At 66.6% G+C, this 22,003-nt stretch carries 22 protein-coding genes and 1 tRNA gene; 10 read left to right on the forward strand and 13 right to left on the reverse strand.

The annotated features are described in order from the left end of the window. Positions 1–48 precede the first annotated feature (48 nt). Complete coding sequence (gene trmB / locus CHRYSEO8AT_RS06200) at positions 49–765, reverse strand: tRNA (guanosine(46)-N7)-methyltransferase TrmB (RefSeq protein ID WP_159847802.1); 717 nt, start codon at positions 763–765, stop codon at positions 49–51. Between the two features lie 136 nt (positions 766–901). Between trmB and CHRYSEO8AT_RS06205 the strand changes: the two genes are divergently transcribed. The 5 genes from CHRYSEO8AT_RS06205 (at position 902) to CHRYSEO8AT_RS06225 (ending at position 5,333) form a co-directional block, all read left to right on the forward strand. Further along, complete coding sequence (locus tag CHRYSEO8AT_RS06205; protein WP_159847805.1) at positions 902–2,380, forward strand: amidohydrolase; 1,479 nt, start codon at positions 902–904, stop codon at positions 2,378–2,380. Beyond that, the gene (locus CHRYSEO8AT_RS06210; protein WP_159847808.1) at positions 2,380–3,720 is read left to right on the forward strand and encodes an amidohydrolase family protein; all 1,341 of its coding nucleotides are present in this window, start codon (positions 2,380–2,382) and stop codon (positions 3,718–3,720) included. The genes CHRYSEO8AT_RS06205 and CHRYSEO8AT_RS06210 overlap by 1 nt, the downstream gene beginning before the upstream one ends. 83 nt (positions 3,721–3,803) lie before the next feature. Further along, positions 3,804–4,262, forward strand: a complete 459-nt coding sequence (locus tag CHRYSEO8AT_RS06215) for a YaiI/YqxD family protein (RefSeq protein WP_159847811.1) — start codon at positions 3,804–3,806, stop codon at positions 4,260–4,262. Further along, complete coding sequence (arfB, locus tag CHRYSEO8AT_RS06220; protein ID WP_159847814.1) at positions 4,259–4,666, forward strand: alternative ribosome rescue aminoacyl-tRNA hydrolase ArfB; 408 nt, start codon at positions 4,259–4,261, stop codon at positions 4,664–4,666. The genes CHRYSEO8AT_RS06215 and arfB overlap by 4 nt, the downstream gene beginning before the upstream one ends. Positions 4,667–4,748: 82 nt before the next feature. Then, complete coding sequence (locus tag CHRYSEO8AT_RS06225) at positions 4,749–5,333, forward strand: hypothetical protein (RefSeq protein WP_159847817.1); 585 nt, start codon at positions 4,749–4,751, stop codon at positions 5,331–5,333. Positions 5,334–5,337: 4 nt separating this feature from the next. Here the strand turns inward: CHRYSEO8AT_RS06225 and CHRYSEO8AT_RS06230 are convergent, their stop codons facing one another. From CHRYSEO8AT_RS06230 to CHRYSEO8AT_RS06245, 4 genes are read right to left on the reverse strand one after another with little or no spacing between them, the layout of a single operon-like run. Further along, positions 5,338–5,814, reverse strand: a complete 477-nt coding sequence (locus tag CHRYSEO8AT_RS06230) for a hypothetical protein (protein ID WP_159847820.1) — start codon at positions 5,812–5,814, stop codon at positions 5,338–5,340. Positions 5,815–5,828: 14 nt separating this feature from the next. After that, on the reverse strand, positions 5,829–7,409 hold the full coding sequence (ubiB, locus tag CHRYSEO8AT_RS06235; protein ID WP_159847823.1) for a 2-polyprenylphenol 6-hydroxylase: 1,581 nt from the start codon (positions 7,407–7,409) through the stop codon (positions 5,829–5,831). Beyond that, the gene (gene ubiE, locus CHRYSEO8AT_RS06240; RefSeq protein WP_159847828.1) at positions 7,397–8,185 is read right to left on the reverse strand and encodes a bifunctional demethylmenaquinone methyltransferase/2-methoxy-6-polyprenyl-1,4-benzoquinol methylase UbiE; all 789 of its coding nucleotides are present in this window, start codon (positions 8,183–8,185) and stop codon (positions 7,397–7,399) included. The genes ubiB and ubiE overlap by 13 nt, the downstream gene beginning before the upstream one ends. A 42-nt stretch (positions 8,186–8,227) precedes the next feature. Beyond that, complete coding sequence (locus CHRYSEO8AT_RS06245) at positions 8,228–8,929, reverse strand: Crp/Fnr family transcriptional regulator (protein ID WP_159847831.1); 702 nt, start codon at positions 8,927–8,929, stop codon at positions 8,228–8,230. 156 nt (positions 8,930–9,085) lie between these two features. On the opposite strand from CHRYSEO8AT_RS06245, the gene CHRYSEO8AT_RS06250 reads away from it, so the two are divergent. The 4 genes from CHRYSEO8AT_RS06250 (at position 9,086) to CHRYSEO8AT_RS06265 (ending at position 12,315) form a co-directional block, all read left to right on the forward strand. Continuing rightward, positions 9,086–9,391 (forward strand): 4a-hydroxytetrahydrobiopterin dehydratase, encoded by a 306-nt coding sequence (locus CHRYSEO8AT_RS06250; protein WP_159847834.1) that lies wholly within the window; start codon positions 9,086–9,088, stop codon positions 9,389–9,391. Next, the gene (locus tag CHRYSEO8AT_RS06255) at positions 9,388–10,185 is read left to right on the forward strand and encodes an SDR family oxidoreductase (RefSeq protein WP_159847837.1); all 798 of its coding nucleotides are present in this window, start codon (positions 9,388–9,390) and stop codon (positions 10,183–10,185) included. Before CHRYSEO8AT_RS06250 ends, CHRYSEO8AT_RS06255 begins: the two co-directional genes overlap by 4 nt. Positions 10,186–10,356: 171 nt before the next feature. Beyond that, positions 10,357–10,433 (forward strand) — tRNA-Arg (locus CHRYSEO8AT_RS06260). Positions 10,434–10,572: 139 nt separating this feature from the next. After that, the gene (locus CHRYSEO8AT_RS06265; RefSeq protein WP_159847840.1) at positions 10,573–12,315 is read left to right on the forward strand and encodes a hypothetical protein; all 1,743 of its coding nucleotides are present in this window, start codon (positions 10,573–10,575) and stop codon (positions 12,313–12,315) included. A gap of 33 nt (positions 12,316–12,348) precedes the next feature. On the opposite strand, the gene CHRYSEO8AT_RS06270 is transcribed toward CHRYSEO8AT_RS06265, so the two are convergent. The 8 genes from CHRYSEO8AT_RS06270 to CHRYSEO8AT_RS06305 are packed head-to-tail and all read right to left on the reverse strand — an operon-like array spanning position 12,349 to position 19,833. Next, positions 12,349–13,425, reverse strand: a complete 1,077-nt coding sequence (locus CHRYSEO8AT_RS06270) for a chemotaxis response regulator protein-glutamate methylesterase (protein WP_159847843.1) — start codon at positions 13,423–13,425, stop codon at positions 12,349–12,351. Positions 13,426–13,430: 5 nt separating this feature from the next. Next, entirely contained in the window at positions 13,431–14,285 is an 855-nt protein-coding gene (locus CHRYSEO8AT_RS06275) for a protein-glutamate O-methyltransferase CheR (RefSeq protein WP_159847845.1), read from the reverse strand. A 36-nt stretch (positions 14,286–14,321) separates the two neighbouring features. After that, positions 14,322–14,813 carry a chemotaxis protein CheW gene (locus tag CHRYSEO8AT_RS06280; protein ID WP_201304373.1) on the reverse strand — a complete coding sequence of 164 codons (492 nt, stop codon included), beginning with the start codon at positions 14,811–14,813 and terminating at the stop codon, positions 14,322–14,324. After that, the gene (locus CHRYSEO8AT_RS06285) at positions 14,813–16,627 is read right to left on the reverse strand and encodes a methyl-accepting chemotaxis protein (RefSeq protein ID WP_159847851.1); all 1,815 of its coding nucleotides are present in this window, start codon (positions 16,625–16,627) and stop codon (positions 14,813–14,815) included. The genes CHRYSEO8AT_RS06280 and CHRYSEO8AT_RS06285 overlap by 1 nt, the downstream gene beginning before the upstream one ends. A 23-nt stretch (positions 16,628–16,650) precedes the next feature. After that, a complete protein-coding gene (locus CHRYSEO8AT_RS06290) occupies positions 16,651–17,178 on the reverse strand; it encodes a chemotaxis protein CheW (RefSeq protein WP_159847854.1) in 528 nt (175 codons plus the stop codon). Further along, positions 17,175–19,163 carry a chemotaxis protein CheA gene (locus tag CHRYSEO8AT_RS06295; RefSeq protein ID WP_159847857.1) on the reverse strand — a complete coding sequence of 663 codons (1,989 nt, stop codon included), beginning with the start codon at positions 19,161–19,163 and terminating at the stop codon, positions 17,175–17,177. Before CHRYSEO8AT_RS06295 ends, CHRYSEO8AT_RS06290 begins: the two co-directional genes overlap by 4 nt. Then, positions 19,160–19,528, reverse strand: coding sequence for a response regulator (locus CHRYSEO8AT_RS06300; protein WP_159847861.1), 369 nt, complete (start codon positions 19,526–19,528; stop codon positions 19,160–19,162). The genes CHRYSEO8AT_RS06295 and CHRYSEO8AT_RS06300 overlap by 4 nt, the downstream gene beginning before the upstream one ends. Further along, on the reverse strand, positions 19,525–19,833 hold the full coding sequence (locus CHRYSEO8AT_RS06305) for an STAS domain-containing protein (RefSeq protein WP_159847864.1): 309 nt from the start codon (positions 19,831–19,833) through the stop codon (positions 19,525–19,527). Before CHRYSEO8AT_RS06305 ends, CHRYSEO8AT_RS06300 begins: the two co-directional genes overlap by 4 nt. Before the next feature lie 200 nt (positions 19,834–20,033). Between CHRYSEO8AT_RS06305 and CHRYSEO8AT_RS06310 the strand changes: the two genes are divergently transcribed. Beyond that, positions 20,034–21,896: a PAS domain-containing hybrid sensor histidine kinase/response regulator gene (locus CHRYSEO8AT_RS06310; RefSeq protein ID WP_159847867.1), complete on the forward strand. Its 1,863-nt coding sequence runs from the start codon at positions 20,034–20,036 to the stop codon at positions 21,894–21,896. The last annotated feature ends 107 nt before the right edge of the window (positions 21,897–22,003 follow it).

Genomic DNA, 22,003 nt, shown 5'->3' on the forward strand with positions numbered 1-22,003 from the left:
TAAATATCCGCGAAAGGGTCGGATGCGTAAAACTACGCAGCGCCTGCGTCATCTCGTCCTTCGAAACTCCAGGAAGACCGGCGCGGTGTCGCCCAGCTTCTTTTCTTCATAGCGGGTCACGACATGGTCGGCGGGCGGGACGAACCAGTCTTGGTCGGGGGCGCCGATCCGTTCCAGACCCGGCGTGCGGTTCAGCCGTTCCAGCGCCCATTCGGCATAGTCCAGCCAGTCGGTGACAAAGCGCAGCGTGCCGCCCGGTTTCAGGATGCGGGCGACGGCCTGGGCCGTCTCGTCCTGCAGCAAGCGACGCTTGTTGTGGCGCGCCTTGTGCCAGGGGTCGGGGAACAGGATCAGCACCCGATCCACCGAGGCGTCCGGCAGGGCGTCGACCAGATCGCGCGCGTCGTCGGCATGAATGCGGACGTTCTTCAGACCGCGCTCCTCGACGTGTCGCAGGGCCGAGGCGACGCCGTTCAGGAAGGGTTCGCAGCCGATCACCAGGGCGTCCGGCCGTGTCGCCGCCTGAGCCGCCATGTGTTCACCGCCGCCGAAGCCGATCTCCAGCCAGACCTCGGTCGCCTCGGGCATCATCGCCTTGGGGTCCAGCGGCCCCGCCTTGGGATCGGGCACGGCGATCTGCGGCAGCAGCGTCTCCATCAGCGCCGCCTGGCGGGGCTTGATCGGACGGGCCTTGATGCGGCCGAACGACCGCAGCGGGCGGTCGAGATGCGGGTTTTCGTCCTCGGGACGGTCGTCGGAGCTCATGCGCCTGCCGTTAGCTGTCGCGGGCCAAGGCGTCTACCGGCGAACACCGAAACCTTTTGACGGTCGTGACCGAACGCCTTTCTATGACGGCTGCAAGCGGCGTCGGGGCTGACGCATTCGCGGGGAGAGGATTTCGATGATCGGACATCATCTGCGGGGCGTCAGCCTCGCGGCCATTACATGCGCCGTGCTGGGCCTGTCGGCCTGCGCCACCACCGGCCAGACCCCCGACGAAACCCCCGCGAAACCGTCCAAGGACCAGACCCTGGCCGCCGGCCTGGATCCCGCGACCACGCTGGATCCCTATCCCTCGACCTATCAGCCCCTACCGCGCGAGAACTTCGCCGTGGTCGGCGCCACGGTCCTGACCGGCACGGACCGCAAGATCGAGAACGGCGTGGTCGTGGTCACGGACGGCAAGATCGCCGCGGTCGGCGACGCCTCGACCCCCGTCCCGACCGGCTATCGCGTCATCGAGGCGCGCGGCCGTTACGTCACCCCCGGCGTCATCGACGTGCACAGCCACCTGGGCGTCTATCCGTCGCCCGGCGTCAGCGGCATGAGCGACGGCAACGAGGCGACCAGCCCGAACACCGCCCAGGTCTGGGCCGAACATTCTTTGTGGCCCCAGGATCCCGGCTTTAACACCGCCCGCGCCGGCGGCGTGACCACGCTTCACATCCTGCCCGGCTCGGCCAACCTGTTCGGCGGACGCGGCGTGACCATCCGCAACGTACCCTCCATCACCATGCAGGGCCTGAAGTTTCCGGCCGCCCCCTACACGGTCAAGATGGCCTGCGGCGAGAACCCGTCGCGCGTCTATGGCGGCCGCAACCAGAGCCCGGCGACCGGCATGGGCAATATGGCGGGCTATCGCGCCGCCTTCATCGCCGCACGCGACTACAAGGCCAAATGGGACAAGTGGCGCGCCGACGGCGAGGGCGCGGCCCCGACCCGCAATCTTCAGAACGAGACCCTGGTCGGGGTTCTGGACGGGTCGATCCTGATCCAGAACCACTGCTACCGCGCCGACGAAATGGCGTTGATGATGGATATGGCCAAGGAGTTCGGCTACCACATCACCACCTTCCACCACGCCACCGAGGCCTACAAGCTGGCGCCCCAGTTGGCGGCCAACGGCATCTGCGCGGCCATGTGGACCGGCTGGTGGGGCTTCAAGATGGAAGCCTTGGACGCCATCGAGGAAAACGCCGCCCTGGTGGACGCACAGCAGGGATCGTGCGCCGTCATCCACTCCGACGACGCGGAACTGACCCAGCGCCTGAACCAGGAGGCCGCCGCCGCACTGTCGGCCGGTCGTCGCGCCGGTCTGAACATCTCCGAGGAACATGCCATCGGCTGGATCACCTCCAACGCCGCAAAGGCCATCGGCATCGCCGACCAGACCGGCTCGCTGGAGCCCGGCAAGCGCGCCGACGTGGTGATCTGGAGCGCCGATCCCTTCTCGATCTACGCCCGCGCCGATCAGGTCTTCATCGACGGTGCCCTGACCTTCGACCGGACCGACCCCGCCTATCAGCCGACCAGCGACTTCGAGCTGGGTCAGCCGGGCTATGGCCTGACCGCCGCCAACGTCACGGAAGGAGCCCGCTGATGCGTCTCTCGCACCTGATCGCCGGCGCCGCCGTGGCGCTGTCTCTCGCCGCCCCTGCTGTTGCACAGGAGACGGTCGCCATCGTCGGCGGCCGCATCCTGACCGGAACCTCCGTCATCGAAAACGGCACGGTCGTCATTCGTGACGGCAAGATCGTCTCGGTCGGCGCCGGGGTCGCCCCCTCCGGCGCGCGCATCATCGACGCGGCGGGCAAGACGGTCGCGCCCGGCTTCGTCGCCGTCGATTCTGGCCTTGCCGGCACCGAGGTCAGTTCGGTCAGCGGAACCAACGCCCTGCGCAACAGCGCCAACACCCTCAGCGCGGCATTCGACATCTCCTACGGGCTGGACCCCTGGTCCTTCACCCTGCCGGTCGCGCGGCTGGGCGGCATCACCCGCGCCATCGTCGTGCCCCAGCATCCCGGCTCATCCGGCGGCCATGTCCATGAGGACGAGACGGCCGGCGCCGGCGACGGCGGCTATCAGACGCCCGGCCTGTTCGCGGGCCAGGCGGCCATCATCAACCTGGGTCAGGGGACCGACATCCTGGTCAAGCCGCGCGTCGCCATGGTCGCGCCGTTCGGCGAGGCCGGCGCGGGCATCGCCGGCGGCGCGCGCGGGGCGCAGTTCGTCCTGTTCAAGGAGACCCTGTCGGAGGTCCGCCTCTATGCCCGCAACAAGTCGGCCTATGAGCGGGCGGGTCTGCGCGACCTCAGCCTGTCGCGCGCGGACCTGGAGGCGCTGATCCCGGTCGCCAACGGGACCATGCCCCTGATCGTCAGCGTCCACCGCGCCTCGGACATCCAGCAGGTGCTGCGCCTGGCGCGAGAGGAAGGGATCAAGCTGATCCTGGACGGCGCCGAAGAGGGCTGGCTGGTCGCGGGCGACATCGCCGCCGCCGGCGTGCCGGTGCTGCTGAACCCCATCTCCAACCTGCCCAGCGATTTCGAGATGCGGGCGGCGCGGATGGAGAATGCGGCGGCCCTGAATGCGGCCGGCGTCGTCATCGCCATCAAGGGCAACGAGGGCTCGACCCACCGCGCCCGCGAGGCCCGCTACAACGCCGGCAACGCCGTCTCGCACGGCCTGCCCTACGGCGCCGCCATCGCCGCCCTGACGGTCAACCCGGCCAAGATCTTCGGCATGGCCGGACAATTCGGCCAGATCACGCCGGGCGCCGCCGGGGACGTGGTGGTCTGGTCCGGCGATCCGCTGGAGCCGCTGAGCCAACCGTCGGCGATCTTCGTCAATGGCGTCGAACAGCCGCTAACCAGCCGCCCGCTGATGCTGCGCGACCGCTATCGCCAGCAGACGCCGATGCCGCCGGCCTATCGGAACTGACGATCGCTTCGGTCTGAACGGAAAGGGCGGGGCCTCGCGGTCCCGCCCTTTTTCATTTGTCGCGTCCGCGCTAGGTCACGCCCATGCCAACGGTTCTTTACATCGACGCCGACGCCTGCCCGGTGAAGGAAGAGGTCTATCGCGTCGCCCGCCGCTATGGGCTGAAGACCTATGTGGTCTCCAACACCTGGATGCAGGTGCCGCGCGAGGCCCTGATCGAACAGGTGGTGGTGGACGCCGGGCCCGACATCGCCGACGACTGGATCGCCGAGCGCGCGACCGTGGGCGACGTCGTCATCACCGCCGACATCCCGCTGGCTGACCGCTGCCTGAAGTCGGGGGCCCAGGCGCTGAAGTCCAATGGCCAGCCCTTCACGCCGGATTCCATCGGCTCGGCCCTGGCCGGGCGGATGGTGGGCGAGCATCTGCGGTCCATGGGCGTGGCCACCTCCGGCCCGCCGCCCTTCTCGGCCGCCGACCGCTCACGGTTCTTGCAGGCCTTGGATCAGGCCGTGGTCAAGGCGCACAAGGCGGCGACATGACCACCGTCATTCCAGAGGACGAGCTGGAGTTCCACTTCTACCGCGCCGGCGGGCCGGGCGGTCAGAACGTCAACAAGGTCTCGACCGCCGTCCAGATGCGATTCGACGTCAAGAACTCGCCCTCCCTGACCGATCCGGTCAAGGCGCGGCTGATGAAGCTGGCCGGCAGTCGTCTGACGCTGGAAGGGGTGATCCTGATCACCGCCGTCCGCCATCGCACCCAGGAGCGCAACCGCGCCGACGCCATCGAACGGCTACAGACGATGGTGGACGAGGCCTCGATCCGACCCGTCTATCGCGTGCCCACGCGCCCGACCAAGGCGTCGAAAGAGCGACGGCTGAAGGCCAAGACTACGCGGTCCACGATCAAGTCCGGCAGGGGAAAACCCCGTCAGGACGACTGAGACGCAGGAACGTCTTTTGTTCGATATCGTTCAGCTTCCACAGCAACGGTTGAGTGAGGCGCGGATGCGGCGATTTCGGGCGATGACGATCGGGTTGATGCTGGCGACGGGTGGCCTCGCCGCCTGCGGCCAATACGAGGTCCGAAAGAAGGACAGCGCCGATCCCGGACCTCAGGCGCCGGCCCAGTCCGAACAGGACAAGGCCGTCATCGCCGCAACGCCTCAGGTTTCCATGTCCGCTCGGGATCGAGCCGAAATTCGCAGCGTGGCGCGCGGCTATCTTGACGAAGCCGCTAAGGAACTCGCCAAGGGCTTTTCGCCCGTCGCCGGCGTCGAAGATGTGGTCGTCGCGATGCAGCCGACGGAAGTTCACGTCTGGAAACTGAACCTTGAGAACGGCAAGAATTATCGCATCCTGGGCGAATGCGACAACGAATGCTCCGACCTCGATATGGAGCTGCTCGATCCGGCGGGCAAGATCGTCGAACGCGACACGCTTCCGGACTCAGCGCCGGTGATAAACATCCAGCCCTCGGCGAACGGCGCCTACACCGTGCGCCTGGTGATGAAGACCTGCACCGTGGCGCCCTGCTACGCGGCGGCGCGCCTGTACCATCAGACCGGCCCCATCCCGGACGACGACGCGCCGCCCGCGACGGAGACCTGAGCGATCAGCTTTCGGCTGGGCGGAACAGCAGGGCTGCGATCTTGTCCTCGGCGTCGAAGCCGATCATCCATTCGGTGACTTGGTTGTCGAAGGTGACCTTGAACATCTGGGCCTCGCCTTCCTGCCTGACGTACTGGACCGTCTTGATCGCGCCGAAGCCCTTGATCAGCGGGATGACCTGGGCCTCCTGCTGGCGGATCTGGGTTCCCAGACCCGTCGTGAAGTCCGCATAGTCGAACCCGGCCCCCTGGGCTGCGGCGATAACGGCGCGCAACGCCTCTTCCGAACGGGCGATGTCGGGCGCCTGGGCCGCGCCGGCTGGCGCGGGTGCAGCAGGAGCAGGTCGCGCTTGAGTGGTCGCCGACTGCGCAGGCCGATCAAAGGCGTTCGGCACGGCGCCGGCGGCGGCTTGGGCGAAGGCGGGAACGGGCGCCAGCAACAAGGCGGCTGCCAAAGCGGTCTTCATCAGGGTCGGCTTCATAGCGAAAGCTCCGGTCAGGACAGATAGGGCCAGAGCGAAAGGCCCAGGGCCGTCAGAGCCGCGAGAACCGCGACCGTGACTGAAGCCACCAGCCAAGCCGGAGTTCCCGACTTTTCGATGACCACCGCCGCCGGACGCGGCGGTTCCTGCACCAGGCGCGAGATGGCGCGCGCCGCTGCGATCATCTCGTTGAGGGCGTCCCTGGCCTGGGCCTGGGGTCCCAGCTCGCGGCGGATCCAGCGTTCCACCACCGGCTGGGCGGCCTTCCACAGGTCGTGGTCGGGTTGCAAGCGACGCGCCACGCCCTCGACCGAGACCATGGTCTTCTGCAGCAGGATCAGCTCGGGCCTCAGCCGCATGTCGAATAGGGCGGTGATCTCGAACAACTGGCCTAGCAGCCGGCCCATCGAGACCTGGCTGGCCGCGCGGCCGATCACCGGCTCGCCCACGGCGCGCAAGGCCTGGGCGAAGGTCTCGACCGAATGGTGAGCGGGCACGTAGCCGGCCTCGAAATGGACGCGGGCGATCCGGTCGTAGTCGCGGCTGATGAAGCCCCACAGGATCTCGGCCAGATAGCGTCGCTCGGCCGGCCCCAGCCGCCCGACGATGCCGAAGTCGATGGCCGTCAGATGGGCGGGCGCGCTGGCGAACAGATTTCCCTCGTGCAGGTCGGCGTGAAACACCCCGTGGTCCAGGGCCTGAACCAGGAAGGCGCGAACGACATTGTCGGCCAGCAGGTCAGTATCGAGGCCCGGCAGGTCCGCCAGGGCCGGATCGGTCATGGGCACGCCCTGCGCCCACTCCAGGGTCAGCACCCGCTTGCCCACGCCATCCCAGATCACGGCCGGGGCGGACATGTATCCGTCCTTGGCCAGGACATCGGCCATCTCGCTGGCGGCGGCGGCCTCCAGCCGCATGTCCAGTTCCAGATCGAGAGAATTGGCGATGGTCTCGACGAAGGCCGACGGCTCCAGCCGGCGCGCCATCGGTACGAGCCGCCACACCAGCCGCGCGCCCAGACGCATGGAATCCAGCCCGTTGTAGACCCGCCGCTCGACCCCCGGCCGCAGCACCTTGACCGCCACGGCCCGGCCGTCGGCCAAGGTCGCGCGATGCGCCTGGGCCAGGGAGGCGGCGGCGACGGGTTCGCTCAGATCGATGAACAGGCTCTCGACCGGCCGGCCCAGCGACTTCTCGATCTCGCGCCGCGCCTCTTCCTGCGAGAAGGGCGGCAGGGCGTCCTTCAGCCGGCCCAGGTCGCGCGCGAACTCCAGGCCGAAGATATCGGCCCGCGTGGCCAGCACCTGGCCCAGCTTGATCGCCACCGGCCCCAGATGTTCGAACGCCTTGCCCAGCCTCTGACCCGGCCGGCCCTGACGGCCCGCCTTGCCGGACAGCATCTGCACGAACCGGGCGAAGGGCCGGGTCCAGGCGGGCAGCAGCGGCGTGACCTCCCGCGGCACCAGGGCGTCGTGGCGCACCAGCACCCAAAGCCAGCCCAGCAGGCGTAGGAAAGACGCCACCGGGTTCTGCACCGCCACGGTCGCGGGCGGCGGCGGAGCCGTGCGATAGATCCGGCTGGTCAGATCGCCCACCCGTGGTGGATGGCGGCGATCCCGCCCGACAGGTTGGTCACGGACACGCGGCGGAAACCGGCGTCTTCGATCAACCCCTTGAAGGTCGCCTGGTCGGGGAAGCGGCGGATGCTCTCGACCAGATACTGATAGCTCTCGCGATCCTTGGCGACCCAGCCGCCGATGCGCGGAATGGCGTGGAAGGACCAGGCGTCATAGACCTTGCGGATCGGGCTGGTGGTCGGGCGCGAGAACTCCAGGCACAGGAACCGGCCGCCCGGCTTCAGCACGCGCCGCGCCTCGGACAGGGCCTTGTCGATATGGGCCACGTTGCGGATGCCGAAACTGATCGAATAGGCATCGACCGAGGCGTCAGGCAGGGGCAGGTTCATCGCATCGCCGACGCTCCACTGCATCTCCGGCTCGCCGCCCTTGTGCACGCCGGCCAGGATCATCTCGGCATTGTAGTCCAGCACGATCACGCTGGCGTCCTCGCCTCCGCGCCGTTCCTGGGCCGCACGCGCCATCTTCGAATAGCGTCGCGCCATGTCCCCGGTGCCGCCGGCCACATCCAGGATGGTCTCGCCTGGGCGCGGGTTCAGCTTGGCGGCCGCCATGTCCTTCCAGATGCGGTGGACGCCCACGCTCATCAGGTCGTTCATCACGTCGTAGCTGGAGGCGACGGAATCGAAGACCCCGCGCACCATCTTGACCTTCTCGCGCGCGTCCACGTCGCGGAATCCGAAGGAGGAACGATCACCCGAGGAATGCGGGCCGTGGGAGGAGGCGTCGGTCATGTCAAAGCGTCTAGCGCGTCGCCGCGCCGCCGTCACCCGAAGTCAGGCGGCTTGCGGCTGCGGCAGCTTCAGATCCTTCATCACGTCACGCATCAGGCCGTAGCAACCGCACGACGCCTTCTCCAGGCCGTCGCGGTCCAGCACCTTGACCCAGCCGCGCCCGCGCTGGATCAAGCTCTTGCCCTCCAGCACCGTCCCGACCTCGGACACGGTGGCGCGACGCACCCCCAGCATGCCGGCGATATCCGCCTGGGTCAGGTCGATGCGGTCATCCTCGGCCCGGTCGTGCAACATCAGCAGCCAGCGCGCCAGCCGTTCGTCCAGCCGGTGCTGGGCATTGCAGGCGGCGGCCTGCTGGACCTGGGCCATCAGTCCTTCAGTGAACCGCGACAGGGCCAGGCGCAGGCTCTCGCTCGCGTCCAGGGCCTCGCCGAACGCCTCGGCGGAACAATGGGCGGCGACCCCGTCACGCTGGGAAATGGCCCGGCTTGCGGCGCGGGCGTTGAATGGACCGCAGGTGACGCCGATCAGGCCTTCGCGGCCGATGGCGGCGGTCTCGACCATCTTGTCGTCGGGCAGAATGGTCATCAGCGACACCACTCCCTTGATCGGAAACCAGACCTGATCGACCGCCTCGCCGGCGTCGTACAGCATCTGGCCGCGCGCGATCTCGCCCTGTTTCAGGTGCGGTTCGATCCGCTTGCGGTCGGCCGCATCCAGGGCGGCGATCCAGAGATTGTCCATCTTAAGCCCCACTGACGATCGGACGACGCGAAACGCCGTCATGACAGTCAGAACGCGCAAGCTTGACCATGTGTTCCGCCACGCCGGGACACCCTCGTCACGTCCGCTTGCGGCGATCATCCGGGCGCCTTAGGCCTGAAGAAAAGAGGAAACAGCATGATCGACGCCCGTCTTGACGTAGCGGAAACGCTTAAGGATCTGCCCGCCTGGCGCGCTTTCGACGGCGACCGCCCGGCCATCGTGCGGACGCTGAAGTTCGCCGACTTCAACGCCGCCTTCGGTTTCATGACCCGCGTCGCCCTGATGGCCGACAAGATGGATCACCACCCCGAATGGTCCAACGTCTATGACCGGGTCGAGGTGCTTCTGACCACCCATGACGCCGGCGGCGTGACCGACAAGGACGTCGCCCTGGCCCGTTTCATCGACGACGCAGCCGCCGGCATGGGCGTCAAGTCGTGAGCGGCGCCGAACGCCCCGGCCGCGTCGCCGGCAAGACCGTCCTGATCACCGGCGCGGCCGGCGGTCTGGGCGAAGCGATGGCCTTCATGCTGGCCCGCGAAGGCGCCCGTGTCGCCGTCACCGACATCGACGGCCAGCGCGCCGGCGTTCTGGCGGACCGGATCAATGACGAGCTGCCCGGCGCCGCCTTTGCCTATGCCCAGGATGTCGCCAGCGAATCCGACTGGGAACGGGTGGTCGCCACGGCCGTCGCCGATCTCGGCGGCCTGTCGGTCCTCATCAACAACGCCGGCGTCGGCGGCCCCCTGGCCTTCGTCGAACAAGACACGGTCGACAACTGGCAGCGTCAATACGAGATCAATCTGCGCTCCATCATGCTGGGCGCCAAATACGCCATGCCGCATCTGCGGGCCGCAGCCCCGGCCTCGATCGTCAACATCTCCTCGATCGCCGGTCTCGTCGCCGCCCCCGGCATGGGCGCCTACAACGCCACCAAGGCCGCCGTCTGGATGTACACCAAGACCCTGGCGCTGGAGGCGGCCAAAGCCGACTGGAACGTACGCTGCAACTCGGTCCACCCCGTCTTCATCAAGACCCCGATCCTGGACCCCTTCATCGCCATGGCCGGCGGCGACGAGGACAAGGCCCACGAACGCCTGGCGCGCGGCATCCCGCTGAAGCGGATCGGCGAACCCGACGATGTCGCCTATTGCGTCCTCTACCTGGCCTCGGACGAGTCGAAGTTCGTCACGGGCTCTGAGTTCAAGATCGACGGCGGCATGACGGCGCAGTAGGGCGCGCGCGCCTACTGCTTTCTTTTGGGCCTACCGCGCTTCGCGCTGTTTGAGGCCGCTGACTTGATGGGACCTCAGATGCTTGCGCCAGTTCGCGCCATCCTGCGCATTCGGGATTGAGACCGCCCGCGCCATGCTGTAAGCGGCCCTTTCCGGCGTCACGCCGCATGCGCACCCGTAGCTCAGCTGGATAGAGTACTGCCCTCCGAAGGCAGGGGTCACAGGTTCGAATCCTGTCGGGTGCGCCATCTCCTTCTCACCACCGCCCACGCTGCTAACGATGGCAGAAGGTTTCGCCAAAATCGGCACGCCGGACGGGGGGTCTTTACCTTCGGTTCTCATGTCCCGGCTACGCTTGTGTCGTCACCCCTCAGAACGAGTTGGTTCGTGCAGACCCAAGCACATCTTAAGGTTGTCGCCGGAACGCCCGTCGTTTTCGGCTCCGAAAGCATCATCGCGCAGCTCGAAACGGCGCGCGCCCTGATCGAGAGCCGGTTCTCGGACGCAGGCCTGCGTCTGGCGGGATCGCTCGACATGGTGGGGCGTCTGATCGAGTCGCTGGATCGACTGGGCGTGACGTTGAACGCCGCGACGGTGTCGCAGACCACCGAAGAACTGCTGTCCACCGCAGACGGCTTGAACGCCTTGCCCGCTGCGCAGGAAGGCCGCGTCGGCTATCTGACCAAGCTGCGCTCCGCCAGCGGTACGCTGGAGGCGCATATCGACGAGATGCGCACCACCCTGCGCTATCTGCGGGCGTTCGCCCTCAACGTGAAGATCACCGCCGGCGGCACGATCCGCGCATCGGACGAGTTCGCGGGCTTCGCCGAACGCATGTGCGATCAGCTGGATCTGGGCGTGTCGCAACTCGACGACCTGGGCGAAGAAATCCGAAGCCTGACCGCACGGCTCGAGGGCGCGAAGGCGTTCGAGCTGGGTCTGGGCGGAAAATACAAGACGCTGATCCCGTCGGTGCCGAACCGTCTGGCGGTCGATGCCGAAGCCATTCAGTCGCACCACTCCCGCATCGTTAAGGTCGCCGGTTCGGTCGCGGCCATCGCGCGCGACATTCAGCTAAAGGTCGGCAAGGCCCTGATGGCGCTGCAGATCGGCGACATCACCCGCCAGCGGATCGAACACGTCCAGCTGGGCCTGGAAGTCACAGCCAAGATGCAACGTGAGGCCGACCTGTCCGAAGAGGGGCGGGATCGCGCCGAACGACGCCTGCTTCATCTGCTCGCCGACCAGATGGCGGACATCGCCACAGATTTCGAAACAGAAGCCGCCAAGGTCATGAAGGGCCTCGCCGGGATGGCGCAGGACACGGCCCAGATCCTGATTGTGCATGACCTAGTTGACGCCTCGGGTCAGGGCGGCGGGCTGCGCGGACTGGAGAACAGCCTGGGCGACGCCGGCATCCTGGTCGAAGACGTCACGGCGGCGATGGCCAACGCCCACAGGATCAGCAGCGGCACCGTCTCGGCGGTCGAGGCCCTGACGCACCGCGTCGACGCCATTCAGCGGGTCAAGCGCGACATCCAGCAGATGGCCATCAACAGCAGCCTGCGCTGCAATCGTCTGGGCGAGATCGGTAAGCCGCTGAGCGTCATCGCCATCGAACTCAGCAGCCATGCGGGGCATCTGGAGGAAGCTGCGGATCAGACTCTGGGCTCGCTCAAAACCCTGTCCGACCTCGCCAGCGACATGGATGTCTCCACCCACAAGGACGACAAGGTGGACGCCGTTCGCCTGAACGCCGTGCGCGGCCGTCTGCGTCAGGCGGCCGATGTGGTCGAGCACGACCTCGCCGGTCTGGGCAGCCACAGCGAAGCGACCGCCCAGTCGCTGTCCTCAGCCATTGATCAGTTGAGCCTGAAGGAAGACCTGGGTGATGCGTTGAACGCCGTTGCTCTGGCTCTGGCCGAAGCCGCCGGTCCAGCCGTTGACGACATGACCGACATCCTCGACGTGGTGCACGAGGCCATTGGCGAAATCGGGCGCTGCTACACGATGGCGCGCGAGCGGACGATCCATGCCGCCCATGCCGTCGCTGACGCGACCGAAGACGCCCCGAAACGGGTCATGGCGGCGACCGACGCCACCGAAGAATTCGACGACATTCTGTTCTGATAGAGCGGCGGCCGTTTGAGCCGCCGTTGTGCGTCAGCGTGCGCGATCCACGGTCATGATCTCGCGGGCGATATGTTCCAGCGCCGTGACCTTCTGGGCGGCGCCGCGCGCGATGGCTTCGCGCGGCATGCCGAAGACGACCGAGGTCGCCTCGTCCTGAGCCAGGGTCGTCGCCCCCGCCTCCTTCATTTCCAGCAGACCGCGCGCGCCGTCGTCGCCCATGCCCGTCATGATCACGCCCATGGCGTTGCGGCCGGCGGCGCGCGCCGCCGAGCGGAACAGGACGTCCACGGACGGCCTGTGGCGGGATACCGGCGGGCCGTCCTTGATAGCGACCTGATAGCGGGCGCCCTGACGTTCCAGCAGCATGTGCTTGTCGCCCGGCGCGATCAGGACGTGGCCGCGCAGGACGGGATCGCCATGCTGGGCCTCCTTGACCTCCACTTCGCACAGGCTGTTCAGCCGTTTGGCGAAGGCGGCGGTGAAGCCGGCGGGCATGTGCTGGACGATGACGATGCCGGGCGCATTGGCCGGCAGGGCCTGAAGCACCTCGCGCAGAGCCTCGGTCCCGCCGGTCGAGGCGCCGAGGCAGGCGACCATCTCGGTCGTGCGCGCCATGGCGGCGCCGGACGGCGGGGGCAGCATGGCGTCGGCCGTCAGCTTCGTCCCGGGGTCGAGCGAGCGCTTGGTCGGTCGGCGGGCGCCCACTCGGGCGCGCGCGGCGGCCTTGACGACGTCACATATGCGATCGGCGCTTTCGGCCAGGTGATCCGCCGCCCCGATACGGGGTTTCAGGATGATATCGACCGCGCCGGCCTCCAGCGCCTGCATCAGGGTTTCGGAGCCTGCTTCCGTCAGGGACGAGCACATGACCACCGGGATCGGCCGCTGGGACATCAGCTTTCGCAGGAAGGTGATGCCGTCCATGCGGGGCATCTCGACATCCAGGGTGATGACGTCGGGCACGTCCTCCGCAATGCGGCGCGCGGCGACGAAGGGGTCTGAGGCGACGCCCATGACCTCGATGCCGGGGTCGGCGGACAGCACATCGACCAGGGTCTGGCGGACGCTGGCCGAGTCGTCGATGACCAGGACGCGAACCTTTGGCATTTGGGTCAGGTCTTTCGGAAGACGGTGTTGGCCACGGTGACCAGCGGCAGTTCGATGCCGGTGATGCTCTCGGAGTGACCGATGAACAGATAGCCGCCGCGCTTCAAACGCTCGCACAGACGCTTCAGGACCTTGGCCTGGGTCGGCTTGTCGAAATAGATCATCACATTGCGGCACATGATCATGTCGAACGGTTCGCCGACGGCATAGCTGTCGCCCATCAGGTTCAGGCGCGCCAGCGACAGCTTGGCGCGCAGAGCGGGGTGGATGCGGCTTTCGCGGCGGGTCTTGTCCTTGGCCGACATGACCCAGTGGCGGTATTCCGCCGGAACCGGCGTCAGCATCTCGTTGGGATAGACGCCGCGCAGCGCCGTCTCCAGCACATCGGTGGACAGGTCCGCCCCCAGGATTTCGTAATCCGGGCCGCCCTGCTCGTCCGCATACCGCTGCATGACCATGGCCATGGTGTAGGGCTCGGCGCCGGTGGAACAGGCCGCGCTCCAGGCGCGGATGCGGCGCACGCCGGCCGACTTGAACTCCGGCAGGACATGGCTGGTCATGTAGTCGAAGTGACGCGGCTCGCGAAAGAAGTCGGTCTTGTTGGTCGTGACCGCGTCGATCAGGAAGACGGACTCGGCCTCGAGCCCATCGTCCTTGAACAGATAATCGCAGTAGCCGTCGAACGTCGCATGGCCGGTGGTACGCAGGCGACGACGCAGGCGACCCTCCAGCATGGTGCGTTTCGACGACGGCATCTTGATGCCGCTGTAGTCGTAGATATAGCGCGCCAGCCGCTCGAAGTTGCGGGCGCTGATCTGATCGACGGTCGATGCCGTTTCCTGGCGGGCCGCTTGAGACAAGGCGATTTTCTCTTTCCGAGAAAGGACCGGCGGCCGTCAGGCCGCCTGGTCAATATCCGACATCGACGACAGCGAGACCGCGTCCGTCGTGGACAGCAGGCGCGCCAAGTCGATCAGGACGACGAAGCCATCAGAGCGCCGCACCACGCCCGAAATATAGTCAGAGCGCCACTTCACCCCCAGATCGGGCGAGGGTTCGATCTGATCGGTCGTGAAAGCCGCGACCTCGAACACGCGGTCCGCGACCAGGCCCAGGCTGAGCACGCGATCCTCGAGCGGGATGTCCAGCACCAGGATGCGCGTGTTCAGCGTCGGCTCGACCGGCGTCATGCCCAGGCGGATCCGAAGATCCGCCGTCGGCACGCCCCGACCCCGCACATCCGTCAAACCCAGCAGATAGGCGGGGCCGTTGGGGATGCGCGACGGCGCCTGATAGGTCAGGATTTCGCGCACCAGCCCGACCGGTGCGGCGAAGACTTCGTCGCCCAGGCCGAAGGTGACGTACTGGCCCTCGGCTGCGCCGGACATCAAGCGCTCTCCCTGAAGTCCATGTCCTCGGCGTCCGCGCCGCCCATGGCCATGTCCAGGGCGAAACCCTTGGCGCGGGCCTGCTGGGCATGAACGTTGGGCTTCACGGGCGCGGACTTGGCGACAGGGCGGGCGGCGGGCTTGGCCGACGCCTTGAAGGTCGAGACGCGGGCCGGCGCGGAGCGAGCGGGAGCACGACCACCGACCGTATCGGTGCGGAAGAAGGCGATCGAGGTCTGCAGTTCCTCGGCCTGGGCCGCCAGTTCCTCGGAGGTGGCCGACATCTGCTCGGATGCGCCGGCGTTCTGTTGGGTCACCTTGTCCAGTTGCTGGATGGCCTCGTTGATCTGCGAGGCGCCGATGTCCTGTTCGCGGCAGGCTGCGCTGATTTCGGAGACCAATTCGGCCGTCTTGCGGATATCCGGCACCAGGCGTTGCAGCATGTCGCCGGCTTCCTGGGCCGCTTTGACGGTGTCGCCTGACACCGCGCCGATTTCGGCGGCGGCCGTCTGGCTGCGTTCGGCCAGCTTGCGGACTTCCGAGGCGACGACGGCGAAGCCCTTGCCGTGCTCTCCGGCGCGGGCGGCTTCCACCGCCGCGTTCAGAGCCAGCAGGTCGGTCTGACGCGCGATCTCCTGCACGATGCCGATCTTGTCGGCGATGGTGCGCATGGCGTCGACGGCGCGGTTGACCGCCTCGCCGCTGGCCTCGGCGTCCTTGGACGACTGGCGAGAGATCTTCTCGGTCTGGGCGGCGTTGTCGGCGTTCTGCTTGATGTTGGCGGCCATCTCTTCCATCGAGGCCGAGGCCTGTTCGGCGGCGGCGGCCTGTTCGGTCGCGCCCTGGCTCATCTGTTCCGACGTGGCTGACAGTTCCTGGCTTCCGGCCGAGACATTGTCAGCGGCCGACAGGGCGTCGCCGACGACGCCGCGAAGGCGCTCGACCATGCTTTGCAGCGACAGGCCCAGGGTGTCCTTGTCCGACAGCGGCTTGGGCTGGACCGTCAGGTCGCCATTGGCGATCTCGTCCGCCATGGAGGCCGTGACCTTCAGATTGTCGGTCATGGTGTTGAAGACGGTGACCAGATCCTTGATCTCGTCGTTCGACTTGATGGAGACGCGCTCGTCTAGGTCGCCGATGGCGACGGCGTTGGCGACCGTCATCAGGCGGCTCAGACCGGCGCTGATGCCTAGGGCGATCCACAGGGCAAAGGCGACGGCGATGGCCAGAGCGGCCAAGGTGATGCCGATCACCAGATTGCGCGTTTCGGCATATTGCTTGTTCGTGTCTTCGTCGGCCTTGACCATGGCGGCCTGGTTACGGGCGACGATCTTGGCGAACAACTCGGTCATCTCGCCGGCGACTTCGCGCGCTTCGTTGGAAGAAATACGCGCGGCCTCGGCAGCCTGTCCGCCACGAACCAGATCGGCCATGCGGGTTTCAAGCTGGGTCATTTCCGACAGCAGGACGCTGAGGCGCTTCCAGTCGGGTTTGCCGGTTTCAGACGCCTTCTCCTCGCCCTGCGTCAACAGATCCTGCATGGCCACGCGGGCCTCTTCACCCGTCGCGACATGTCGCGCGATCTCGGCCGGAGAGGTGGCGAGGATCAGGTTCTTTTCAGCGCGAATGGCTTCAAGCAGTCGGATGTTGGCCTGCTGAGACGTCTCCAGGCGCTTGGCCGGGCCCGCGATCACTTCGGTGATGGCCTGGTTGAGGTTGCCCAGGCTGTAGATGCCAAGACCCGAGATGCCGACGAGCAGCAGGATCATCATCCCGAAGCCTGCGGCCAATTTTGCTTTGATGGTAAAACGCATGGGCTGATCCCCCGATAAGCCGGTCAATGACGGGTGGTGGACGCGACCGGCTGGCGGGCGTCCTGTTGCTGGTTGAAAATGGCCTGAAGGTCGGGAACGACGATGAACTCGCCGCCCCGCTTGACCAGGCATTGGATGAACTCGGGCCGCCAGCGCATGCCGACGCTGGGCGGCGCCTCTGAATCGGCGCGGGCCAGGGTGGTGACCTCGTGAACCTTGTCGGTGCGCAAACCCACCAGGGTCGGCTCGCCGCCCAGCACGATCTCGATGACCACGATGCGGCTGTCGATCGTCGCAGCGTGGGCCTCCAGGCCGAAGGCGACGCGCAAGTCGGCCAACGGAATCACCTTGCCCCGGAAGTTGATCACGCTGCCAGCGAAGGCGCCGGCGCCGGGCACGGCGGTCTCGGCGACCAGGTCGGTGATTTCCTGGACCAGGACGGCGCCCAGGGCGAACAGTTCGCCGTTCAGTTCGAAGGTCAGCACCTCGGCCTCGTCACCACCGGTCCAGGTCGCGGCCGTGGCCGTTGATTTCTCGACGGCGGCGGTCATACGGCGGCTCGCATCTGCGCCTCCTGTTGCTGGCCCAGGGCGACCAGATGGCTGACGTCCAGGATGAGGGCGACGCTGCCGTCGCCCAGAATGGTGGCGCCCGAGAAGGTCGCCAGACCGGCGTGCAGCTTGGACATCGACTTGATGACGGTCTGGTGGTCGCCGATGATCTGATCGACGACCAGACCGATACGTTCCTGGCCGGTCGAGACGACGACGACCTTCTGGTGCAACTCGGGCTGGGTCCCGGTGTCGAACATCTCGCGCAGACGCAGGAAGGGCACCAGACTGTCGCGCAGGGAGATGAAGCTGCGGCCGCGCGACCGCATGTCCTCGTCCAGCGATAGCTCCAGGCATTCCTCGACGGCGCCCAGCGGGATGACATAGCGGCCTTGACCCACACGGACCAGCAGACCGTCGATGATGGCCAGGGTCAGCGGGATGCGCAACGACACCTCCGAACCTTCGCCCGGACGGCTGGCGATATCGATGGAGCCACGGAGGCTTTCGATGGTGCGCTTGACCACGTCCATGCCGACGCCGCGGCCCGACAGGTTGGTCACCGCCGCCGCCGTCGAGAAGCCGGGATGGAAGATCATCTGCAGCAGATCGTGATCGCTGAGCAAGGCGCCCGGCTCGATCAGACCTTGAGCTTCGGCCTTGGCGCGGACGCGGTCGCGATCGATGCCCCGGCCGTCGTCGCGAATGGTGATGACGACCTCGCCACCCGATTGATGCGCCGACAGACGGATGCGGCCAGTCGCAGGCTTGCCGGCGGCGGCGCGATCCTCGGCCGTCTCAAGACCGTGGTCGGCGGCGTTGCGGATCAGGTGGACGAGAGGATCGGCCAGACGCTCGATCACCGTCTTGTCGATCTCGGTCGTCTCGCCGTCGGTCGACAGTTCGATGGCCTTGCCGGTCTCGCGCGCCAGGTCGTGGACCAGGCGGCGGAAGCGGCCGAACAGGGTGGCCACCGGCACCATCCGCAGCACCATCATGGTGTCGCGCAGCTCGCCGGACAGGCGCTCGATCTCTTCGGACACGGCGCGCAAGGCGGTGTCCGTTCCCGAATGCGCGATTTGGCTCAGGCGCGACTGGGCGATGACCAGTTCGCCGACCCGATCCATAAGTTCGTCCAGCCGGTCGGCCGGCACCCGCACGCTTTCGGCGGTCTTCGCCATCTTCGCTTCTACAGGATCGTTGGCGACCACAGCCGGCGTGGGAATGGAAGGGGTCGGCGCGCTGATCTCCGGCGCGACGGCCTGGACTACAGCGACAGGCGCCTCCGCCTGGGTGATCAGCGCGCTGTCATCCACCGCTTCGATCTTCAGGTTCATGTCGTCCATGACGAAGATGAAGACATCCTCGATCGCTGCACGCCCCTGGTCGGTCGTCAGAGTGACGTTCCAGGCGAGATAGTGATCGGTCGGCTCGATCTGGCTCAGCGGCGGAACATTCGTCGGGTCCGCGACGACACGCGCCTCGCCCAGGTCACGAAGCTCGTTCAGCAGCGCCAACGGGTTCGTGCCGTTCTTGAAGGCGTTCGACGGCAGGTCGAAACGGATGCGCCACGTCACCTGTTGGGGCGCGACGGGTACCGGCGCTGCGCCGTCCGCCTCCCGCACGGCCCGTTCCAGATCGGCCAGCAACACATCGCCGGCCGCGCCGTGATCACCCGACGGATCCTCCATCAGGCGACGCATATGATCGCGCGCCGCCAGCACCGCCGAAACCAGGTCGGTCGTCGCAGCGACCTCTCCTTTGCGAACACGGTCGAACGCGGTCTCGCAATGGTGGGTAAAGCCGGCCAGGGCGTCGAAACCGAACATCGACCCCGACCCTTTCAGCGTATGCAGACCGCGAAAAACGGCATCGACCAGATCGCGGTCCTCGGGGCGATCCAGCAGGTCCAGCAGACCCTGTTCGATCAACTCCAGGTTTTCTCTCGCCTCGACCTGAAAAACCGCGATGGCTTCGTCGCTCATCGACCCAGAACCTTCTTGGCGATGCGCACCAGCTGGTCGGGGTCGAAGGGTTTGGTCAGCCATCCGGTGGCCCCGGCCGCCTTGGCGCGAGCCTTCATCGCCTCGTCGGATTCGGTGGTCAAAAAGACGATCGGCACCCCCATCTGATCGGGCATGCGGCGCATCTCCTCGATCATGGTCAGGCCGTCCATCACCGGCATGTTCAGATCCGTGATGATCAGATCGAAGGCGCTGGCCTTGGCCTTCTCGATACCCTCGGCGCCATTGCCGGCCTCGGCCACTGAATAGCCGGCGTTGGTCAGCGCGATCTTCAGCGCGACGCGGATGCTGGGCGAGTCATCGACCGTTAGAATCGAAGCCGTCATTGGGCGGTTCCTTGATGAAGCCAGAACTGGAGGTCGTCGGAAGAGGGCTCGGTCAGGAAGCCGGCGGCGTCGAGAACGGTGCGAAACTCCGTACACGGACGTTCGAGGGACAGCGTCTTGCCGACCGCTCGCGCATGTCGTCGTGCGGACTCGATCAACTGTAGCCCGCACAGATCCACGGCCTGACCCTCGACCAGATCGAGGGTGATCGTGTCCGCCTCTTCGAAGGCGTCGAGGATGGATTGGCGGATGACGGCGACGTTCTTCACCACAAGGGCGGCGTCTATCATCAAGCGCTTTGTCATGACCGGCTCCCCCTCCGTGGCGTACTGCCTCGGGACTGAGCCTTAGGGTTGACGATAGCCGTTAAACTGCCTTCAAAAGCCGCATAGGGGAATCTACCTAGCTTGACCATAAGCAACTGGTGGCTGTCGGATTCACTTCCACTTCACCTCCTCCGTCTAGGGATGAAGCCTCAGCAGAACGGCTGAGCGGGAGGCCCGGATTGATCGACGTCGGCGCACATGCGGCAACGCCCTATGAGGGCGATCTCTTCCATGCCCAGATTGCGGACGCCTCTCCCGCCTATATCTGGCTGCTCAATCCATCGGGGCGGATCGTCCATGTGAACCTGGCGGCGAGGCGCTTTCAGCCCGACCCGCCCGTTGCGCACACAATGGCATGGCGAGACGCCTGGCCGGCCGATTGCCGCTTCTCGATCGATCGCGGCGTCAACGAAGCCCAGGCCGGCCGGCCCTTCGCCTTCCGCACCCGTTTTCCGGCGACACAGGTTTCAGGCGTCTATCTCGACACCACCATCAGCGCCGTGCGCGACGACACGGGTCGCATCGTGCGCCTTCTGGTCAAGGCCGAGGACGTGACGGCCGAAACGGAATCCGCCGCCTTCCTGAACACGGTCATCGACGTCCTCCCCCTGGCGCTGACGGTCAAGGACGCCCGGACCGGACGCTATATCCTGGCCAATCGCTCGGCCGAAAAGCTGTTCGGAAAGTTCGAGGGCCTGACCGGGTTGAGGGCCGCCGACGTCCTGCCGGCCGCCTTCGCCGAATGGTCGGCCGATGCGGCGCTCGGCATGGGTTTGCAGTCCGCCGTCCATGAGGATCAGGCTCCCAGCGGCGTCCGCTATCTGTCCGCCACCAAGGTCGCGACCTATGACGACGAGGGCGTTCGGCACCTGATCGGCCTGACGCAGGACGTCACTCAGAAACAGAAAGATGCGGACGCGTTGAAGCTGGCGCTGGAACAGGCCGAGTTGGCCAGTCAGGCCCGCAGCGCCTTCATCAGCAACATCAGCCACGAGGTTCGCACGCCCTTGAACGGCGTGGTGGCCGGGGTGGATTTGCTCTCCGGGCGATCCGAAACCACCGACTTGGCCGAGGTAACAGCGATGATCCGCACGTCGGCGGCGGCGCTTCAGGACCGTTTCCAGCAGTTGTTGTCCATCTCCGACCTCGATGGCTCTGCCGCCGCGCCACACTTCGAGACCTTCGACCTCGCCCCGGTGGTGGACCGTATCGTTCAGCCGCATCGGGCCACGGCCGAAGCCAAGGGCCTGACGATGATCATCGAGATCTCGTCTAACCTCCCTGCAGCCTTCATCGGCGACGCGGAAAGACTGGTGCGCGCGCTGACGCCTCTAGTGCACAACGCCGTCAAATTCACCGACAAGGGCGAGGTCCGCCTGACGGTCAGTTCCGAGACGGGCGACATGGTTCGCTTCGCCTGTATCGACACAGGTGTAGGCTTCGATCCCCATGCAAAGGACGCCCTGTTCGGCGCCTTCCGTCAGCAGGACGACACCCTGACTCGCAAGTTCGGCGGCATGGGCCTGGGTCTTGCTCTGGCGCGAGAGAAGGCGCGCCTGCTCGGCGGAACCGTGGAGGCTGAGGCGCGCGCGGGCGGCGGCTCGATCTTCTGGCTGGACGTGCCGCTGTCGCCTGCGCCGGTGGAAGCGCCCACGGGTGTCGAGGCCCTGGTCAAGGTTCTGGTGGCCGACGATCACCCCACCAATCGGCGCATCGTCGAAATCATGCTGGAAGGAATGGCGGAGGTCACCCTGGCCGAAGACGGTGTCGAGGCGCTGGAGGCGGCCGGACGCGAGCGGTTCGACGTCATACTGATGGACATCCAGATGCCCCGCATGGATGGGATCACAGCGGTCGCGCACATTCGCGAAGCCGAGCGTGCTGCGGACCTCGCTCCCGTTCCGGTCATCATGCTGACGGCCAACACCCAACCCGAGCATGTCGCGGCCGCCAGGCAGGCCGGCGCCGACCGCCACGTCGGAAAGCCGTTCACCTCCGCCCTTCTGCTCAGCGAAATCCAGTCCGTTCTCGCAAGGATTTGAACCCGGGCGCATCGGGTCAACGGCCTTTCGGTCAAACTTCAGCCTGCGACCTCTTGACCTTTCGTGATGTTATCTCATAACACAACGGCTTCACTCCCCGAAGGTCA

The organism is Brevundimonas sp. G8 (genome assembly GCF_902506205.1).
GTDB lineage: Bacteria > Pseudomonadota > Alphaproteobacteria > Caulobacterales > Caulobacteraceae > Brevundimonas.

Bases quoted from the DNA above. Each gene is read 5' to 3' on its own strand.
- trmB (WP_159847802.1), bottom strand. From the start codon at position 765: ATGAGCTCCGACGACCGTCCCGAGGACGAAAACCCGCATCTCGACCGC.
- CHRYSEO8AT_RS06205 (WP_159847805.1), top strand. From the start codon at position 902: ATGATCGGACATCATCTGCGGGGCGTCAGCCTCGCGGCCATTACATGC.
- CHRYSEO8AT_RS06210 (WP_159847808.1), top strand. From the start codon at position 2,380: ATGCGTCTCTCGCACCTGATCGCCGGCGCCGCCGTGGCGCTGTCTCTC.
- CHRYSEO8AT_RS06215 (WP_159847811.1), top strand. From the start codon at position 3,804: ATGCCAACGGTTCTTTACATCGACGCCGACGCCTGCCCGGTGAAGGAA.
- arfB (WP_159847814.1), top strand. From the start codon at position 4,259: ATGACCACCGTCATTCCAGAGGACGAGCTGGAGTTCCACTTCTACCGC.
- CHRYSEO8AT_RS06225 (WP_159847817.1), top strand. From the start codon at position 4,749: ATGACGATCGGGTTGATGCTGGCGACGGGTGGCCTCGCCGCCTGCGGC.
- CHRYSEO8AT_RS06230 (WP_159847820.1), bottom strand. From the start codon at position 5,814: ATGAAGCCGACCCTGATGAAGACCGCTTTGGCAGCCGCCTTGTTGCTG.
- ubiE (WP_159847828.1), bottom strand. From the start codon at position 8,185: ATGACCGACGCCTCCTCCCACGGCCCGCATTCCTCGGGTGATCGTTCC.
- CHRYSEO8AT_RS06245 (WP_159847831.1), bottom strand. From the start codon at position 8,929: ATGGACAATCTCTGGATCGCCGCCCTGGATGCGGCCGACCGCAAGCGG.
- CHRYSEO8AT_RS06250 (WP_159847834.1), top strand. From the start codon at position 9,086: ATGATCGACGCCCGTCTTGACGTAGCGGAAACGCTTAAGGATCTGCCC.
- CHRYSEO8AT_RS06270 (WP_159847843.1), bottom strand. From the start codon at position 13,425: ATGCCAAAGGTTCGCGTCCTGGTCATCGACGACTCGGCCAGCGTCCGC.
- CHRYSEO8AT_RS06280 (WP_201304373.1), bottom strand. From the start codon at position 14,813: ATGTCCGGCGCAGCCGAGGGCCAGTACGTCACCTTCGGCCTGGGCGAC.
- CHRYSEO8AT_RS06285 (WP_159847851.1), bottom strand. From the start codon at position 16,627: ATGCGTTTTACCATCAAAGCAAAATTGGCCGCAGGCTTCGGGATGATG.
- CHRYSEO8AT_RS06290 (WP_159847854.1), bottom strand. From the start codon at position 17,178: ATGACCGCCGCCGTCGAGAAATCAACGGCCACGGCCGCGACCTGGACC.
- CHRYSEO8AT_RS06295 (WP_159847857.1), bottom strand. From the start codon at position 19,163: ATGAGCGACGAAGCCATCGCGGTTTTTCAGGTCGAGGCGAGAGAAAAC.
- CHRYSEO8AT_RS06300 (WP_159847861.1), bottom strand. From the start codon at position 19,528: ATGACGGCTTCGATTCTAACGGTCGATGACTCGCCCAGCATCCGCGTC.
- CHRYSEO8AT_RS06305 (WP_159847864.1), bottom strand. From the start codon at position 19,833: ATGACAAAGCGCTTGATGATAGACGCCGCCCTTGTGGTGAAGAACGTC.